This is a genomic window from Pseudomonas sp. GW821-FHT04C07 (assembly GCF_059420325.1).
The window spans coordinates 570,043-585,824 of sequence record NZ_JBWKTM010000001.1 but is presented as its reverse complement, the minus strand read 5'-3'; the positions used below and the strand labels follow the sequence as shown (position 1 = coordinate 585,824).

14 protein-coding genes and 3 pseudogenes are annotated in these 15,782 nt (G+C 59.3%); 7 read left to right on the top strand and 10 right to left on the bottom strand.

Translation table 11 applies throughout. From position 1 onward, the window contains the following. Window positions 1-50 precede the first annotated feature (50 nt). Genes AC07UI_RS02800 through AC07UI_RS02790 form a run of 3 tightly spaced genes read right to left on the bottom strand, consistent with a single transcriptional unit; the run spans window position 51 to window position 2,690 of the window. Window positions 51-1,229 (bottom strand): trans-sulfuration enzyme family protein, encoded by a 1,179-nt coding sequence (locus tag AC07UI_RS02800; RefSeq protein WP_494991024.1) that lies wholly within the window; start codon window positions 1,227-1,229, stop codon window positions 51-53. 22 nt (window positions 1,230-1,251) lie between these two features. Next, window positions 1,252-2,295 (bottom strand): PLP-dependent cysteine synthase family protein, encoded by a 1,044-nt coding sequence (locus AC07UI_RS02795; RefSeq protein ID WP_494991023.1) that lies wholly within the window; start codon window positions 2,293-2,295, stop codon window positions 1,252-1,254. A 14-nt stretch (window positions 2,296-2,309) separates the two neighbouring features. Then, complete coding sequence (locus AC07UI_RS02790; protein WP_494991022.1) at window positions 2,310-2,690, bottom strand: Rid family detoxifying hydrolase; 381 nt, start codon at window positions 2,688-2,690, stop codon at window positions 2,310-2,312. 129 nt (window positions 2,691-2,819) lie between these two features. Here AC07UI_RS02790 and AC07UI_RS02785 point away from each other — a divergent pair. Together AC07UI_RS02785 and AC07UI_RS02780 are read left to right on the top strand one after the other, a co-directional pair. Then, a pseudogene (locus AC07UI_RS02785) lies at window positions 2,820-2,973 on the top strand (Lrp/AsnC family transcriptional regulator); the annotation flags it as partial. A 102-nt stretch (window positions 2,974-3,075) separates the two neighbouring features. Beyond that, window positions 3,076-3,246 (top strand): annotated as a pseudogene (locus tag AC07UI_RS02780) (D-cysteine desulfhydrase); the annotation flags it as partial. 61 nt (window positions 3,247-3,307) lie between these two features. Here the strand turns inward: AC07UI_RS02780 and AC07UI_RS02775 are convergent. Continuing rightward, a complete protein-coding gene (locus tag AC07UI_RS02775) occupies window positions 3,308-3,775 on the bottom strand; it encodes an Lrp/AsnC family transcriptional regulator (RefSeq protein WP_494991021.1) in 468 nt (155 codons plus the stop codon). A 167-nt stretch (window positions 3,776-3,942) separates the two neighbouring features. Here AC07UI_RS02775 and metC point away from each other — a divergent pair, with 167 nt between their 5' ends. The 5 genes and pseudogenes from metC to AC07UI_RS02750 form a co-directional block, all read left to right on the top strand. Then, window positions 3,943-5,130 (top strand): cystathionine beta-lyase, encoded by a 1,188-nt coding sequence (metC, locus tag AC07UI_RS02770; protein ID WP_494991020.1) that lies wholly within the window; start codon window positions 3,943-3,945, stop codon window positions 5,128-5,130. 116 nt (window positions 5,131-5,246) lie between these two features. Next, a complete protein-coding gene (locus tag AC07UI_RS02765) occupies window positions 5,247-5,591 on the top strand; it encodes a DUF3088 domain-containing protein (RefSeq protein WP_494991019.1) in 345 nt (114 codons plus the stop codon). 360 nt (window positions 5,592-5,951) lie between these two features. Continuing rightward, window positions 5,952-6,854: a LysR family transcriptional regulator gene (locus AC07UI_RS02760; RefSeq protein ID WP_494991018.1), complete on the top strand. Its 903-nt coding sequence runs from the start codon at window positions 5,952-5,954 to the stop codon at window positions 6,852-6,854. Window positions 6,855-6,984: 130 nt separating this feature from the next. After that, window positions 6,985-7,614: a glutathione S-transferase family protein gene (locus AC07UI_RS02755; protein WP_494991017.1), complete on the top strand. Its 630-nt coding sequence runs from the start codon at window positions 6,985-6,987 to the stop codon at window positions 7,612-7,614. Between the two features lie 68 nt (window positions 7,615-7,682). Further along, window positions 7,683-8,633: pseudogene (locus AC07UI_RS02750) on the top strand (FAD-binding oxidoreductase); the annotation flags it as partial. A gap of 33 nt (window positions 8,634-8,666) precedes the next feature. On the opposite strand, the gene AC07UI_RS02745 reads toward AC07UI_RS02750, so the two are convergent. The 6 genes from AC07UI_RS02745 to AC07UI_RS02720 are packed head-to-tail and all read right to left on the bottom strand — an operon-like array spanning window position 8,667 to window position 15,781. Continuing rightward, the gene (locus AC07UI_RS02745) at window positions 8,667-9,797 is read right to left on the bottom strand and encodes a glycosyltransferase family 4 protein (protein WP_494991016.1); all 1,131 of its coding nucleotides are present in this window, start codon (window positions 9,795-9,797) and stop codon (window positions 8,667-8,669) included. After that, a complete protein-coding gene (locus AC07UI_RS02740) occupies window positions 9,798-10,928 on the bottom strand; it encodes a glycosyltransferase family 4 protein (RefSeq protein ID WP_494991015.1) in 1,131 nt (376 codons plus the stop codon). Beyond that, window positions 10,912-12,279 (bottom strand): glycosyltransferase family 4 protein, encoded by a 1,368-nt coding sequence (locus tag AC07UI_RS02735; protein WP_494991014.1) that lies wholly within the window; start codon window positions 12,277-12,279, stop codon window positions 10,912-10,914. Before AC07UI_RS02735 ends, AC07UI_RS02740 begins: the two co-directional genes overlap by 17 nt. Continuing rightward, a complete protein-coding gene (locus AC07UI_RS02730) occupies window positions 12,276-13,541 on the bottom strand; it encodes an ABC transporter ATP-binding protein (protein WP_494991013.1) in 1,266 nt (421 codons plus the stop codon). The genes AC07UI_RS02735 and AC07UI_RS02730 overlap by 4 nt, the downstream gene beginning before the upstream one ends. Continuing rightward, window positions 13,541-14,338, bottom strand: a complete 798-nt coding sequence (locus AC07UI_RS02725; protein WP_494991012.1) for an ABC transporter permease — start codon at window positions 14,336-14,338, stop codon at window positions 13,541-13,543. Before AC07UI_RS02725 ends, AC07UI_RS02730 begins: the two co-directional genes overlap by 1 nt. Then, the gene (locus AC07UI_RS02720) at window positions 14,339-15,781 is read right to left on the bottom strand and encodes a mannose-1-phosphate guanylyltransferase/mannose-6-phosphate isomerase (RefSeq protein ID WP_494991011.1); all 1,443 of its coding nucleotides are present in this window, start codon (window positions 15,779-15,781) and stop codon (window positions 14,339-14,341) included. It abuts the gene before it with no gap. Window position 15,782 lies beyond the last annotated feature (1 nt).

Sequence of the window (15,782 nt, the reverse complement as noted above, 5' to 3'; positions counted from 1 at the left end):
GCATTGGGTGGAGCGAACGTCGAGGTGCCTCTTGTCGATAGTGGTATTAGTTATTCGGCGGAAGCAGTACGCAGCCGCTCGAAGCCCGCACTCAAGTCGGCGATCAGGTCGTCGACGTGCTCCAGTCCGATGGACAGCCGGATCAGATTCTCGGTGATGCCGAGGCTGATCTTCTGTTCATGGCTCAAGGAGTTGTGCGACATGCTGTAGGAGTGGTTGATCATGCTTTCCACCCCGCCCAGGGAGTCGGCCAGCACAAAAATCGACAACTGCTCGATGAAGGGGGTCAGCGCTTTACGGTCGGCCTTCAACTTCAGCGAGACCACCGCGCCGCCGGAGCGCATTTGGTGTTTGCACAGCGCGTGTTGCGGATGGCTTTCCAGCCCCGGGTAAAATACTTCCTCGACCTGCGGGTGAGTGCTCAGGAAGTGGGCAATCTTCGCCGCATTGCTGCACTGGCGCTCCATGCGCACGTCAAGGGTCTTCAGCCCGCGCAGGGCGAGATAGCAGTCGAACGGCCCCTGGACCGCGCCGATGGCCATGCTGATGGAGCGCAGGCGAGCGAATAGTGACTCGTCAGCCGCGACCACCACGCCACCGATCAGGTCGGAGTGCCCCCCGATGTATTTACTCGCCGAGTGCATCACCAGGTCGACGCCGTACTCGATCGGGCGCTGGTTCCAGGGCGAGCAGAAGGTGTTGTCGACGCAGGTCAGGATGCCGTGAGCGCGGGCGAACTCTGTCACGCGCTGGATGTCGACCAGTTGCAGAAGGGGGTTGGTCGGCGTTTCGATCCAGATCATCCGGGTGTTATCGCGGCGGCTCGCTGCCAGTGACTCAAGGTCGTTGAGGTCGATGTAGCTGGCGCTTAGCCCGGAGGTCTTGCTTCGGTAGTCCTCCATCAGGCGGAAGGTGCCACCGTAGACGCCAGCCATCACGATCACATGGGAGTCCTTCGGCAGGAGCTCGAGCACGGTGGCGGTGGCAGCCATGCCCGAAGCGCAGGCCACAGCACCACGGCCGCTCTCCAACTGTGCAATGCAGCTCTCGTAGGCATGGCGGGTGGGGTTGCCGACGCGCCCGTAGGCATAGTCTGGACTGTCGTCAAGGCTGCGCTTGATGAACGAACTGGAGGTGACTATCGAGGGGAAGATCGTGTTGTCCGCGTAGGTCGACTGTTCGCCGGCGTGGATCACTTGGGTGGAAAAGTTGCTCTTGTTCTGGCTCATAGTCGGTAATACCTTGCGAAGACTAAAGATAGCGATCGAGTTGTTTCGAATAGGGTGTGATGTCACCGATAGTACGAGCGACCCAGTCATGGTCGTAGTAGGTGTCCAGATAGCGTTCGCCGCTATCGCACATCAGGGTCACGATAGAGCCCTTCAGACCTTGCTCCTGCATCCGCAACGCAACACTCAGCGCGCCCCACATATTGGTACCGGTGGAGCCACCGGCTTTCTTGCCGAGCAACTTTTCCAGCCAGTAGAGAGTGGCGATGCTGGCAGCGTCGGGAATCTTCAGCATGTCGTCGATCACGTCCGGCAGGAAGGACGGCTCCACCTGGGGACGACCGATGCCTTCGATGCGGCTGCTATGGGTGCTGGTGAGACTTGAGTCGCCTGTTCGGTAGCTTTCATAGAACACCGAGTTCTCCGGGTCCACCACTATCAATCGGGTATCGTGCCCCTTGTAGCGGATGTAGCGGCCGATGGTCGAAGAGGTGCCGCCGGTGCCTGCACTCATGACAATTGCGTGGGGAATGGGGTGCGGCTCGCCGGTCATCTGCTGGAAGATGCTGTCGGCTATATTGTTGTTGCCGCGCCAATCCGTTGCCCGCTCGGCATAGGTGAACTGGTCCATGTAGTGGCCATCGCTTTCGCGCGCCAGGCGCTGCGCCTCGGAATAGACCTGGGACGATTGATCGACGAAGTGGCAACGTCCGCCGAGCTGCTCAACCTGTACGATCTTTTTGCTCGCGGTGTTGCGCGGCATGACCGCGGTGAAAGGCAGGCCAAGCAGTTTGGCGAAATAGGCTTCGGACACGGCCGTGCTACCCGAGGAAGCCTCGACCACATGGGTGCCCTCGCGGATCTTGCCGCTGCAAATGGCGTGCAAGAACAGCGAGCGTGCCAGCCGGTGCTTGAGGCTGCCGGTTGGATGTGTGCTCTCGTCCTTGAGGTAGATGTCGACGCCCTTCAACCCCGGAATGTCCAGCTTGTGGATATGGGTGTCGGCGGAGCGTAACAGGTCGCAGGAGATACTCCTGGTCGCAGACCGGATCCATTCATTCATCATAGTTTTCCCCCGGCTCAGCATGCGGCCACAGCGATCGCGTCAATTTCCACCAATGCTGCCCGCGGCAAGCTACTCACGCCGATCGCCGCTCGTGCGGGATAGGGTTTGGCGAACAGCTCTTCCATCACCGAATTGATCAAGGCGAAATGGCTCAAGTCAGTCAGGTAGATGGTCAGCTTGACCACATCGGCGAAGCCCATTGAGGCCTCTTCGAGAATCGCACCCAGGTTGGCAAAGGCTTGCCGGACCTGTGCTTCGATGCCTACGACCATCTGCATGCTCTGTGGGTCCAGGGCGATCTGACCGGAAACATAAAGGGTGGCTGCGCATTGTACGGCTTGCGAGTAAGGGCCAATCGCCTCAGGAGCGGCGCGGGTGGTGATGATCTTCTTCATATTCGGGGCTCTCCGGGCACGTTTCATGGGATAAATTTTACAGTCGCCCTCCAGGAAAAGAGTTTTAAACTTCCTGCTCTTTACGCTGGTTTTTAGAAAAAAATTCTACAATTTGCCGTCATTAGAGAAATTGATATTTTCGATCGCCACATCCTCTCCCTCTTGCAACGCGATACCACCATCCTCCTCAAAGAACTGGCCGAGGCCGTCAACCTTTCAACAACTCCCCTGCTGGAAGTGGGTAAACAAGCTCGAGGAAGGGGGCTATATCAGAGCCAAGGTTAATAAAGGCAAAGACCGGACGGTGAATGCGCGCTGACGGGGATGATGACGGGCCTGCTCTCCGGGCGGCGTGTGTCGCATTGACTCCGCCGACCACCAGAACGATTTCGACACCGCGGACCGGCAGCTCGACGCTGCGGCTCAGCGTCTGCGCGACGAAGGCCGTCGCCCATACGTGATCCCGATTGGCGGCTCGAATGCGCTCGGCTACGTTCGCGCGGGCCTCGAGCTCGAGCAGCAGATCTCTGCGGCGGGGCTCGACTTCGCGGCCGTCTCCTCGCCGCAATAACGCAGAACGCGCCGCTCGTCGCCGATCGTGGGCGGCGCTGTTTGCATCATTCCGTCACGATGTAATCGGTCGGCAGCGCGGTCGTGCGCTTGATCACCTCCATCGCGAATGCCGAGCTCACGTCCATCAGCTCGACGCTCTTGATCAGCCGTTTGTAGACTCTGTCGTATCCGGCAATATTCGGCACGACGACCTTGAGCAGGTAATCGACGTCGCCGCTCATCCGGTAGATCTCGATGATCTCCGGAATCGCACAAACAGCCTCGACGAAATGCGATGTCCACGCATCGCCGTGCTGGTTCGAGCGCACCGTCACGAATGCAGTGAGCCCCAGGTTCAGCTTGGCCGGATCGCACAGCACAACCTGCCGGCAGATCACACCGTCGTCCCGCAACTTCTGCAACCTTCGCCAGCATGGCGTCGGCGACAGATTCACCGCCTTCGCCAGGTTGTTCAGACCGATCGTCGCATCCGCCTGAAGCATCGTGAGCATCTGTGCATCGCGTTTGTCCATATCGCCTCCGATGTAGAAATTTTTTCTAATCTTATCTGGATCGACGCCATTCTTTGGAAACTATTTTCGTCTTCGCGCAATTAACATGTCATCAAGCACAGCGACTGCCGCGACGATGCGGCACCGCTTGATTCGCCTCGATTGAACCGACGAAAAAGGATCACGCCTTGAACACCACGTATTCGACCGACACCGTTCTGGTCCACGAGGGCCGCACGCACAGCCAGCTCGGCGCGCCGGTGAACCCGCCGGTCTACCGGCAATCGACGTTGCTCTTTCACAGCATCGAGGCGCTGAAAACGGCGAGCGGTACGCCGAACGCATACGGCCGCGGCGGCAGTCCGACCACCCGCGCGCTCGAAAACGCGCTCGCCCGCCTCGAAGGCGCGCATCGAGCGATGCTCACGCCGAGCGGGCTCAGTGCGATCACGACATCGCTGCTCGCGGTGCTCGGTCCCGGCGATCATTTACTGATGACAGACTCGGTCTACGATCCGACTCGCGCGTTCTGCGCCGAGACGCTCGCGCGCCTGGGCATCGAAACGACGTACTACAATCCGTCGATCGGCGCGGACATCGCAGCGCTGATGCGTCCGAGCACGCGCGCAGTGTTCGTCGAGTCGCCCGGCTCGCTGACGTTCGAGGTGCAGGACATTCCGGCGATCAGCCGGATCGCGCATCGGCACGGCGCAATCGTGCTGATGGACAACACCTGGGCCACGCTGCTGCATTTCCGTTCATTCGAGCATGGTGTCGACGTATCGATTCACGCGGCGACGAAATACATCTCCGGGCACTCCGACGTGCTAATGGGCGCGATCCTCACGACCGAGGCGCTCTTTGCGAAGATCAACCGTTTCTATCGGCAGCTCGGCATGACCGTGAGCGGCGACGACGCGTATCTCGCACTGCGCGGCTTGCGCACGCTGTCGCTGCGGCTCGAGCGGCACCAGCGCAACGCGCATGCTCTGACGGAATGGCTCGCGCAGCAGCCGGAAGTCGCTCAGATCCTGTATCCGGCGCGGCAGGATTCACCTGGGCACGCGCTGTGGAAGCGCGATTTCACGGGTGCGAGCGGCCTGTTCGGCGTGGTGCTGAATCCGCAATCGGACGAAGCGATGCGCGCGATGCTCGACGGCATGACCTGCTTCGGCATGGGCTATAGCTGGGGCGGTTTCGAGAGCCTGATTCTCCGGTCGAACCCGGCGAGCTCCCGCACGGCGACGCAATGGCCGTGGGAAGGCCCGCTGCTACGAATTCACGCGGGCCTCGAGCACCCGGACGACATGATCGCCGATCTCGAAGCCGCATTCTCACGGCTGCGCGCCGCTGGGCTGACGCGAATGGAAGTCTGATCCGACCCGCGCAGGTCGAAGATTCGCGTATCGATGCTTCGGTTCGCGACGCGACGATCACGCGCATCGCCGCCACATCACCTCAACTTTCTACATCCACCCACAGAGAGACAACCATGAAAGACAAACTGCTCATTCTTCGTCCGGGCTTCTTCAGCGGCGCCGAAGGCCCGTTCTACTGCGGCGACTCGGTATCCGTCGAAGGCTTGCTGAGCTTCTTCCCACAGCTTCGAGACGTGGTCGAGGTCGCTTACATCGACGCGCCTCGTCCGCGCAACGCGATCGTCGCGCTGATCGGCGAAGACAACCAGTCTGCGCCAGTGATCGTGCTCGGCAACAGGCAGGTACCGAAGGACACGTCCATCGCGGTTCAGGAGCACAACGGCACGCGCTTCATCAACGCGCCCGACGATATCCGGCGCTACCTGTCGTCACAGTACAGCGTCGCGCAGGCGTCGTGATCGGTAGCGCTCAGGCGCACGCATCGAAAACGGTCCGCCGCTCCTCGTGACGGCAGGCCACGGGCCGACGGTTCGCTTGTGAGCCGCCGGCCCGTTCCTTTGGCGCGACCAGAGCTGAACGACACAGCCGTTTGGAATGCACTTTTGCCAGTAGGTATTGGGGAGGGAGGTCACGCTGACTCCTCCGATACTTGTTCTTTTTATAGGGACTCTGTTGGATCGGTAGGTTGATGCCATTATTTGGAATTGGCGCAATGAGCCACACTGCTGTGCACTCTAAAGTGCTGACATCTCGGCAGCTATCTGGTTTGGTCTTGCGTTGTCACAATATTTTGTTCGGCACCAATAGAGGTTTGCTCCATGGACAGGTTTCAGGAAATGCAGGTGTTCCTCACCGTGGCGCAAGAGCAGAGTTTTTCTGCTGCCGCGCGGCGCTTGAGCATGTCGGCTGCGAGCGTCACACGGGCGGTCGCGGCGCTGGAAAAGCGCATAGGCACCCAGCTGCTGGTGCGCACTACCCGCAGTATTCACCTGAGCGAGGCCGGTCAGCGTTATCTGGAAGACTGCCGGCGCATTCTGGCTGAGCTCCAGGAGGCGGAAGCCTCGGCGGCAGGCAGCCACGCCCAGCCCCGGGGGCAACTGACCATCACGGCGCCGGTGTTGTTCGGTGAGCTATTCGTGACGCCAGTGATGGTCGGTTACCTTGATCAGTTCCCCGAGGTCAGTATCAATGCCGTACTCGTCGACCGTGTGGTGAACATGGTCGAGGAGGGGATTGATGTCGCGGTGCGTATCGCACAATTGCCGGACAGCAATCTGCACGCGATCCAGGTGGGTGAAGTACGACGTGTGATCTGCGCGTCTCCCGGTTACCTCGCAAGCCACGGTCGACCTCGGCATCCTGATGACCTGTGCCAGGCACGGATTGTCGCTACCTCTTCCATTGGGCAGGTCAGGAGCTGGCAGTTTGTGGAGCAAGGAACAGCCCTGAGCATTCGCCCGGAGCCGCGTTTGGTGGTCACTGCGAATCAGGCGGCGATTACTGCGGCTTGTCTGGGTTGGGGGTTGACCCGGGTACTGTCTTATCAGGTCGCCAGCAAGGTGGCCGCAGGCGAGCTGGAAATCGTTCTTCAAGACTTTGAGCTGGCGCCGCTGCCGATCCATGTGGTGTATCAGGGGGGTCGCAAGGCACCAGCGCGGGTGCGCAGCTTTGTGGATTTTGCGGTGAAGGCGCTTCGCGAACATCCGGCGTTGCAGGCCTGACGCTTTATTGCACTTGCTGAAATAATGGATTGTGTTTTTTGGTTATTCTGTTGTTTTAATCGAAAGTGGAAGGTAGCTCCCATCGGCGCGGATCTCTCCTGAACTGCGCGATCGCCCCGCGGAGTTCACCATGTCCAAACCCGCCATCAAACTCTATAACTTCCCGCGCTCCGGTCATGCTCACCGTGTCGAGCTGATGCTGTCCTTACTCGAACTGCCGACTGAACTGGTGTTCGTCGATCTCGTCAGCGGTGCTCACAAACAGGCGGATTTCCTCGCGCTGAATTCTTTTGGCCAGGTTCCGGTCATCGATGACCAAGGCGTGGTGTTGGCTGACTCCAACGCGATTCTGGTGTACCTGGCGCAGAAATATGGCAAAGGCCGCTGGTTGCCGGCGGACCCGGTCGGTGCGGCCAAGGTTCAGCGCTGGTTGTCGGTTGCGGCCGGGCAGATTGCCTCAGGACCGGCCACGGCTCGACTGATCACTGTGTTTGGCGCGCCTTACAACGCTGAAGAGGTGATCGCCCGTTCCCACAGCCTGCTCAAGGTGATTGATCAGGAACTGGCTCACACTGCCTATCTGGCGGGTGATGAACCGACCATTGCTGATGTCGCCGGCTACAGCTATATCGCCCATGCGCCCGAAGGCAATGTGTCTCTGGCTGACTATGCCAATGTGCGGGCCTGGCTGGCACGCATCGAAGCCTTGCCCGGTTTTGTTGCGATGCCGCGCACGGTGGCCGGCTTGCAGACTGCCTGATATGAGTGACTGCGGCCCAGCCTGGCTGTGCCCTTCAGACTGTGCCCTCGGCGCAGGGGAGAAACGCGATGAACCTTCAATCACCCTGGCATGCCGGCGAAAAGCAGCTGCAGGCGCACGTCGGTGTCGCTGAGCGTATGGAAGCGTTCGGACCCAAGGTCATCCGTAATTACTTGCCTGATCAACATCGTCAGTTCTATCAGCAATTGCCCTTCATGCTATTTGGCGCGGTGGATGTAGATGGTAATCCTTGGGCCAGTATTCTCGAGGGGCAACCAGGTTTTGCCTGTTCTCCCGAGCCTGCCCTGTTGCAGCTGGACAGTCTGCCAGGGCAGAACGACCCCGCTCAATTACACACTGGCGCGGCTATCGGCCTGCTGGGTATCGAGTTGCACACGCGGCGGCGGAACCGAATCAATGGCCAGGTCAGCGATATGGCCGATAACGGCTTTACCGTGGCGGTCCAACAGGCTTTCGGCAATTGCCCTAAGTACATCCAGCTGCGCCAATTTGAATCGGTGCCTGTCGCAGATCCGTCGATGCGTGTGGTGCAGCGTCTGAGTCAACTGGATGACGAGGCGAGCGCGATGATTCGTGGAGCCGACACCTTCTTTGTCGCCAGTTACGTTGACGTTGAAAACCAACGCTCGGTGGACGTCTCTCATCGGGGAGGGCAGAGCGGTTTCGTCCAGGTGGACGGCAATTGCCTGACCATTCCCGATTTCGCCGGCAACTTGCACTTCAATACGTTGGGCAACCTGTTGCTCAATCCGCGCGCCGGCTTGCTGTTCATCGATTTCACCTCGGGCGATTTGCTGCAGGTCAGCGGGCGCACCGAAATTATCCTCGACGGGCCGCAAATCAGCGCCTTTCAGGGCGCCGAGCGGCTTTGGAAGCTGTATGTGGAGCACATGGTGCGCCGACCGGCAGCGCTGGGTTTGCGCTGGCGGTTCGAGGGTTTCTCGCCCAATAGCCGAATGACTGGAACTTGGGATCAGGCCACGACACGTTTGCAGGATTAGGCGTTGGGCAGCAGTTGGCGCCAACCAACGTCATGCGTAGGAAAGTGCCTTTTCCTCCAACAGCTCTTGGTACAACTCTGTCCATTTACGGCCCATTTCATCGGCGGTGAACAGTTGGCGATAGCGGGCTTCGGCTCGCTGTCCCATTTCTGCCGCACGCTGCGGGTTTTCCCACAAGGTACGCATTGCTTCACGAAAGGCCTGTGGATTACTCGGGGGAACGACCAAACCGGTCTCGCCATGGATATTGATGTAACTGGTCCCGGTACCGATCTCACTGGAGATCATCGGTTTTCCATACATCGCGCCTTCAAGCAATGAGATACCGAACGCTTCGGAACGCAGATGCGATGGGAACACGATCGCGTAGCTCAGTTGTAGCAGCGCCACTTTGTCCTCTTCACCCAGGCGTCCTAGAAAGTGCAGATTGCGCAAGCCCAGAGCGGCTGCCTGGGCATGTAACTCCGACTCAAGCGGGCCTGCGCCGACGATCACGACCGGGTAATCCACCTCTTTAAGTGCATCGAGCAGGATATGCAGTCCTTTGTAATAACGCATCACACCGACGAACAGGAAGAAGCGTTCACCCAGACGTTGCCGCCAATGGGCCAGGCGCTCAGGCTCGGGTTGTGGATAACCTGACTTGTTCAAGCCATAAGCAATGACCCGGGTCTTTTCCCGGTGGTTCTGCAAGACATCGCTGGTATGGAAGTAGTTGGGCGAGGCGGCGACAATCCGGTCGGCGCTATTGAGGAATCGATTCATCAGTGGGCGGTACATTTTGAGCAAATGCTGCTGACGAACGATGTCCGAATGGTAGGTCACCACGCACGGTTTGTTCGTGGCGCTGATGAAATGCACCAGGTCCATGAATGGCCAAGGAAAGTGGTAGTTGACCACGTCCGCCTCCGCGGCCATTTCGCGAAACTGTTTGAAGACACTGTAGGAAAAACCGGTGGAAGCGAACTGCACATCCAGTTTGGCCCGATGCACCTCATGCTGACCGATCTTGACGACCGCAGGCGTGGGCTCGGCGCTCAATGTCAGAACCTGGCTCTCAATGCCGTGCCGGGCTCCACTTTCGCATAACTGAAAGATGACCTGTTCGATACCGCCGACCGAGTCAGGCAGGTATGTCTTGAAGAAATGTAGAACGCGCATTCAACCTCCCATAGCCTGACGGTATGCGCCTGCTGTTACCTTCGCGCAGCGCCCCCAGGAAAAAAGCTTCGCTTGCTGCAATCCAGCCTCTCGGCATTCCAGCCAATGCGTTTGATCGTCGATCAATCGGCTCATCGCGTCGCGCAAGCCGTCTACATCGTCAGGTTCAATATAATTGCCCGCGTCACCTGCGACCTCCGGCATTGCCGAGCGTCGGGTCAGGATCACCGGAGTACCACTGGCCATGGCTTCCAGAACCGGAAGGCCAAAGCCCTCGTAGAGAGACGGAAACACCAGCGCTCTGGCCCCGGCCACGAGCTGTGCGACCTGTTCATCCGGCAGATAACCCATCAGGCGGACATAGCCGGAGGCCAAGGCCTTTTGCAACTCATCACTGAACTGCCCACGTTCCCAACCGGCCATTCCGACAATCAGCAAAGGAAAACGCTGACGCATCAGCTCTGGCAATCGCGCGTGAGCGTGCAAGGCCAGTGACAGGTTTTTGCGCGGTTCCAGCGTTCCTACACAGAGGAAATACGTCTGCGGTTGCACTCCATGGGGTGTGAGTGCCTCCTGCAACGCCTCGATCGAGCGTGGATGGAAGCGCGCGGCTACCCCAAGCGGTGCAACGACAAAGCGTTCATGGGGAAGGCCAAAATAGCGCTGGGCTTCATCGGCCACGTACTGCGAGTCGGTCAAAATCAATCGTGACTGCTGCACGCCATGACCAAGTCGGCGCTCTATCTCTTTCAACCGGGCCGATGGCTGGGTCGAGGGATAGTGCAGGTGGGTCAGGTCGTGCAGGGTGATGATGGTCGGACCCTTGAACGCCAGGGGCCACAGGCTCGGCTCGTGATAGAGATCGATGGCTTGGGACTGTCCTTGGTCGAAGCGCCGCTGCTCCAGCCAACGACGGGCCTGGTAGGCCCCCGGTACTCGTCGCAACCAAGGTGTCATTCGGGAATAGCCGGGCATGGCGGCGGCCGGCAGGGCAGCACTCCAGCCCCAGCCATGAAACAGCGAGAGCTCCAGGTCCGGCTCTGCCATAAGGGCCGTCGCCAGTTCGGCCAGGTAATGACCTATGCCGGTGCGTGGTGCCTGGAGAATCCGTGCGTTAAGGGCAATCCGCATGCTGCCTCTCTACCGGCGCAGGCACCTTCTTCAAGTTGCGCTGGATGCGTTCGACAAACTGGGTACTGGCCTCGCGCCAGCCCAGCCAGCGCCACTCGCTGACATTGCGCACTGCCGGAAACTCACCAGTGCTTTCCATGCGCGCAACCAGATTGGCAAGGCTTTGTGGATCGGCCAGATCGAAATAGGCCATGAACTCGCCACCAATCTCACGAAAGACCGGAATATCGCTGCCTATCGCCGGCAGCCCGCGCTGCATGGCTTCGACCAGCGGCAAGCCAAAGCCTTCGACATAGGACGGGAATACCAGCGCTGTTGCCTGTGCATAGGCATGCTCAAGGCTTTTATCGGTGAGTGTGTTGAACATGAACAGTCGCTTGTTCAGTTCCGGGTGCTGGCGAACGCGGTCGACCAGCGCATCGCACTTCCAGCCAATACGCCCGGCAATGCACAGCCGGGCGTTTGAGCCCGCGGCCCAGGCGCGTTCGAAGGCGTCGAGCAAGTAGTCATGGTTCTTGCGCGGCTCAATGGTACTGACCATGAGGAAAACCGGATCTTGCCCTTCGAACAGCCGCACAAGACGCGGCTCCACAACCGCCCCATCGTTGCTCAGGTCCAGTTCGGAACCGAGGTGGAAATAATCGAACCAGAGCGTTTTGACCTGCTGCGGTCCAAGCCTGCGCAGAAGCTCTTCGCGGACCTGGTCACACACAGTTGCCGAAATGGCGACATATCCGTCTGCAGTTCTGGCGATCCAGTCGAACCACTCGTTGAAAATCTGCACCAGCCGGGTGTCGTAGAACTGTGGATGGGTCAGTGGGATCAGGTCGTAGATTACCGAGACGATGTCCACCCCTTCACGCTTGAGCTGTTCGGCCATGGGAAAAAAGTTGGCGTGCCAGGACGAATCCAGCAGCACCAGTTGATCACCCGGCTGATGCTGCAAAGGTGTGCAACGTTTCGGCAGTTGTTTCTGGTTCACCAGCCCGATCAGACGTAACGGCACACTGAAACAGGCCAGCGCTGTGAGCCGATACATCACGTACAGCGCGCGCCGGGCGAAGCGCGACTGACAGCGTTGTTCCAGGTTTTGGTGAAGTTGCCAGAACCTGTGGGCGACCCGCTCCAGGCGCGTACCGAAACCCATCAGCGCATTGAAAAAAGGCGTATCCAGCGGTGCCAGACTCAGCACCCGGTAGAGCTTGCCCTTGAGTATCACCACCGGAAGGCATTCCACACCCTCCACGGCCTCGGGCAACTGCTTGATGACATTGCGCACCACCCGTTGAATACCCGAGTTGACCTTGGGGTGCTCGAACACATGGGTACATTCGACCAACAGGCGCGTCATGGCGTGGCCTGCAAGGCGACTGACCCGGCAGGGGCAACGGTCGAACGGGTGATCGTGGTTTGGGCTTCGAGCCAGGAGCAGCCGACGAAGTCTTCATGACGGTTGTTGAGGACATGGAAGACCAGGCCGTAGTCTCGCCATTCGAAATTGCGGTCCAGGTGCGAGTCCAGGCGCGACAGGCTCAGGGCTACGGAATAATTACCCTTGCCCAGGCGCATGGTGAAGGCAAATCGGAACGTGACCCGTTCACCGGCACTCAAGTTCGTCAGTGCTTGTCCCTGCCGATGGGTGTTGATGCCATACATGGACTGTCCAAGGCGATCCTTGATCATGAAGCCCAGCACCAGCCGCTCGATGTCCTGGCGTACCTCGACCTGCACTTCCAGCACCATCGGCTGGCCCACCTCGGCGACCTCCACCGATCGCTCGTGTGCATCCAGCAGGCGCACACTCAAGATGCCTGCTTCACCGGTACCGGAGATGGTCTGGACCTGGCCGGTGGCGAGCATTTCCTGACGCACCGTCTGGCCCTCGCGCTCGGCCATCAGGGCGTTGTAGTAGTCCAGGACCTCTTCGGGTTTACCGTGCATGGCCATGCGACCGTTTTCCAGAAGGATCGCGGAATCGCAGATCGACTGGATCGCTGAACGATCATGGGAAACGATCAATAAGGTCGTTCCTGCTCGACGAAAACTGCGGATACGTTCGAAGCTCTTGTGCTGGAAGTAGGCGTCGCCTACCGACAGCGCTTCATCGACAATCAAAATATCCGGCCGACGCGCAGTCGCGACACTGAAGGCCAAACGCATCTGCATGCCGCTCGAATAGGTGCGCACCGGGTGATCAATGGCTTCGCCAATCTCCGCGAAACCCTCGATTTCCGGCATCAGCGCCTCGATTTCCTCTACCTGCATGCCCAGCAGCTGGCCAGCCATGAAGGCATTCTGGCGACCAGTGAAATCCGGGTGGAAGCCCATGCCCAGTTCCAGTAGCGCGGCCACCCGTCCTTGCACCTGAAGTTGTCCACAAGTGGCTTGGGTGGTACCGGTGATGATCTTCAGCAAGGTGCTCTTGCCGGCACCGTTGACCCCGACGATCCCTACGGCTTCACCGGGGGCGACTTCAAAGTCGATGTCACGCAGGATCCAGTGCTCGCGATGACGCGCCGCAGAGAAGGGGATGATCCATTCGAGCAGGCGGCTCCAGCGTGTCGGATATTGCTTGTAGGCCTTGCTCAGGCCACTAACGCGTATGTGTCCCATCAGAGCTCATCCACCATTTCACCCACTCGTCGGCGGAATAGCCGCAGCCCCAGGACACAGAACAGCACGCCGATGATCAGGACCGGCAACAGCGAACTCCAGACCGGCCATTGACCATACAGAAACAGGTTCTGGTAACTCACCATCAAGGCAGTCATCGGGTTGAGCCAGAGCAGCCGCTGGATCGGCTCCGGGAGAATCGACATCGGATAGACGATAGGCGTAAACCAGAACCAGAATTGCAGGCAAATCCCGAAGAACTGCCCTACGTCGCGGAAGAACACATTCAACACGCCGAGAATCATCCCCAGACCGGCCGAGAAAATAACCTGTAACGCCAGCAACGGCACCAATGCCAACAAGGCCATACCGGGAAGGCGCCCGGTGATCAGCAGAAAGCCCAGGAACAACGACACAATAATTGCGAAGTTGATCCCGGCATTGAGCAGCACGATCACCGGCAGGCAGATGCGCGGGAAACTGATCTTCTTCAGCAGATTGGCATTTTCCAGAAACATGTTCTGGCTGCGCAGGGTGATCTCGGAGAACAGTCCCCAGGTCAGCAAACCGGCGCAGAGGTAAATGCTGTAGGCCATCCCGTCATCCACGCCGGGAAGACGCGCACGCATCACGTGGGAAAAAATCACCGTGTAGACGACGATCATCGACAGCGGGTTAAGGACGGTCCAAAGGGCACCGAACAGCGAGTTGCGATAGCGGGCTTGGAACTCTCGCTTGACGCTACCGAGGATGAAACCCCGATAGCCCCACAGCGAGCGGTACAGATTGAGCAGCATTCAGACCGTCCTTCCGTATTTATCTTCGAAGCGAACGATATCGTCCTCTCCCAGGTACTCGCCGCTCTGAACTTCAATGATGACCAGGTCGATCACCCCCGGGTTTTCCAGACGATGCTTGTGCCCGGCGGCAATGAAGGTGGATTCGTTTTTGGCGACAAAGTGCGAGCCGTCGCCGTTGTTGGTGACCTTGGCCATGCCTTCGACGACGACCCAGTGTTCATTGCGATGGTGGTGCATCTGCAGGGAGAGGGAGGCTCCAGGCTTCACCACAATACGCTTGATCTTGAAGCGCGGACCTTCCTCCAGCACGGTGTAAGTGCCCCAGGGGCGACTGACCGTACGGTGCAGGCGATAGGTTTCGTGCTTTTTATCCTTGAGTTGCTTCACCACCTTGCGCACATCCTGCGCGCGATCGGCATGGGCGACGAGAACCGCATCGGCGGTATCGACGATGATCAGATTGTCGACGCCGACCGTGGCTACCAGACGTCCTTCGCTCTGGACAAAATTGTTGTGGCTGTCGATGAACAGCGCGTCGCCACTGGCCCGATTGTTCTGGGCATCAGCCTTGATCAAGTCGCTGACCGCACCCCAGGAGCCGATATCGCTCCAGTCGAAACCCGCAGGCACCACCACAACCTTGTCGGACAGCTCCATCAAGGCATAGTCGATGGAGATATCCGGCATGTCGGCGAAGTGCGCCGCTGACAATTCCTGCTGAATGCCCCCGCTTGTCTCGACCGGGGCGCTGGCCGCCAGGCAGGCTTTGCCTAGCTCCAGGAGCGCTGGCGCATGGATCTGCAACTCAGCCAGCAAGGTCGCGGCCGAGAAGCAGAACAGGCCCGAGTTCCATAGGAAATTGCCGCTTTCCAGGTAGTGGGTCGCGGTCTGCAGGTCGGGCTTCTCGACGAAGCGCTGAACCCTGGCCGCGCCTTGCTCATCCAGTTGTTCGCCGGTTTCGATGTAACCGAAACCCGTTTCCGGCGCGGTCGGGGTGATGCCGAACGTGACCAGATGCCCAGCCTTCGCCAGCTGTACGGCATGTTCGACAGAGCGCCCGAAAGCGTCTTCGTTCTGAATCAGATGGTCAGCCGGCATCACCACCAGAATCACATCGTCGCCGTGCAAGGCTTGCAAGGACAGTGCAGCGGCAGCAATCGCTGGTGCCGTGTTGCGTCCCACAGGCTCCAGGAGAAAGTGCCCGCGGTGGCGTTCCAGTCTGGCCGCCTGGTAGTGATCCTTGCTTTGAAAGTAGTAGTCACGGTTGGTCACCGTGACGATATTGCCGCCCGCAGCCAGGAGCCCGGCCGCGCGTCGGTAGGTCTTGCCCAGCAAGGTCTGGCCATCGGGCAAGGTCATGAACGGCTTGGGATGACCTTCGCGCGAAACCGGCCACAAACGAGTCCCGGCACCACCGGAAAGAATCACAGGAATCAGCATG

What these genes read in the sequence shown, in the direction of transcription:
- AC07UI_RS02800 (WP_494991024.1), bottom strand. Translation starts at nt 1,229, where the DNA reads ATGAGCCAGAACAAGAGCAACTTTTCCACCCAAGTGATCCACGCCGGC.
- AC07UI_RS02795 (WP_494991023.1), bottom strand. Translation starts at nt 2,295, where the DNA reads ATGATGAATGAATGGATCCGGTCTGCGACCAGGAGTATCTCCTGCGAC.
- AC07UI_RS02790 (WP_494991022.1), bottom strand. Translation starts at nt 2,690, where the DNA reads ATGAAGAAGATCATCACCACCCGCGCCGCTCCTGAGGCGATTGGCCCT.
- AC07UI_RS02775 (WP_494991021.1), bottom strand. Translation starts at nt 3,775, where the DNA reads ATGGACAAACGCGATGCACAGATGCTCACGATGCTTCAGGCGGATGCG.
- AC07UI_RS02765 (WP_494991019.1), top strand. Translation starts at nt 5,247, where the DNA reads ATGAAAGACAAACTGCTCATTCTTCGTCCGGGCTTCTTCAGCGGCGCC.
- AC07UI_RS02760 (WP_494991018.1), top strand. Translation starts at nt 5,952, where the DNA reads ATGGACAGGTTTCAGGAAATGCAGGTGTTCCTCACCGTGGCGCAAGAG.
- AC07UI_RS02755 (WP_494991017.1), top strand. Translation starts at nt 6,985, where the DNA reads ATGTCCAAACCCGCCATCAAACTCTATAACTTCCCGCGCTCCGGTCAT.
- AC07UI_RS02745 (WP_494991016.1), bottom strand. Translation starts at nt 9,797, where the DNA reads ATGCGCGTTCTACATTTCTTCAAGACATACCTGCCTGACTCGGTCGGC.
- AC07UI_RS02740 (WP_494991015.1), bottom strand. Translation starts at nt 10,928, where the DNA reads ATGCGGATTGCCCTTAACGCACGGATTCTCCAGGCACCACGCACCGGC.
- AC07UI_RS02735 (WP_494991014.1), bottom strand. Translation starts at nt 12,279, where the DNA reads ATGACGCGCCTGTTGGTCGAATGTACCCATGTGTTCGAGCACCCCAAG.
- AC07UI_RS02730 (WP_494991013.1), bottom strand. Translation starts at nt 13,541, where the DNA reads ATGGGACACATACGCGTTAGTGGCCTGAGCAAGGCCTACAAGCAATAT.
- AC07UI_RS02725 (WP_494991012.1), bottom strand. Translation starts at nt 14,338, where the DNA reads ATGCTGCTCAATCTGTACCGCTCGCTGTGGGGCTATCGGGGTTTCATC.
- AC07UI_RS02720 (WP_494991011.1), bottom strand. Translation starts at nt 15,781, where the DNA reads ATGCTGATTCCTGTGATTCTTTCCGGTGGTGCCGGGACTCGTTTGTGG.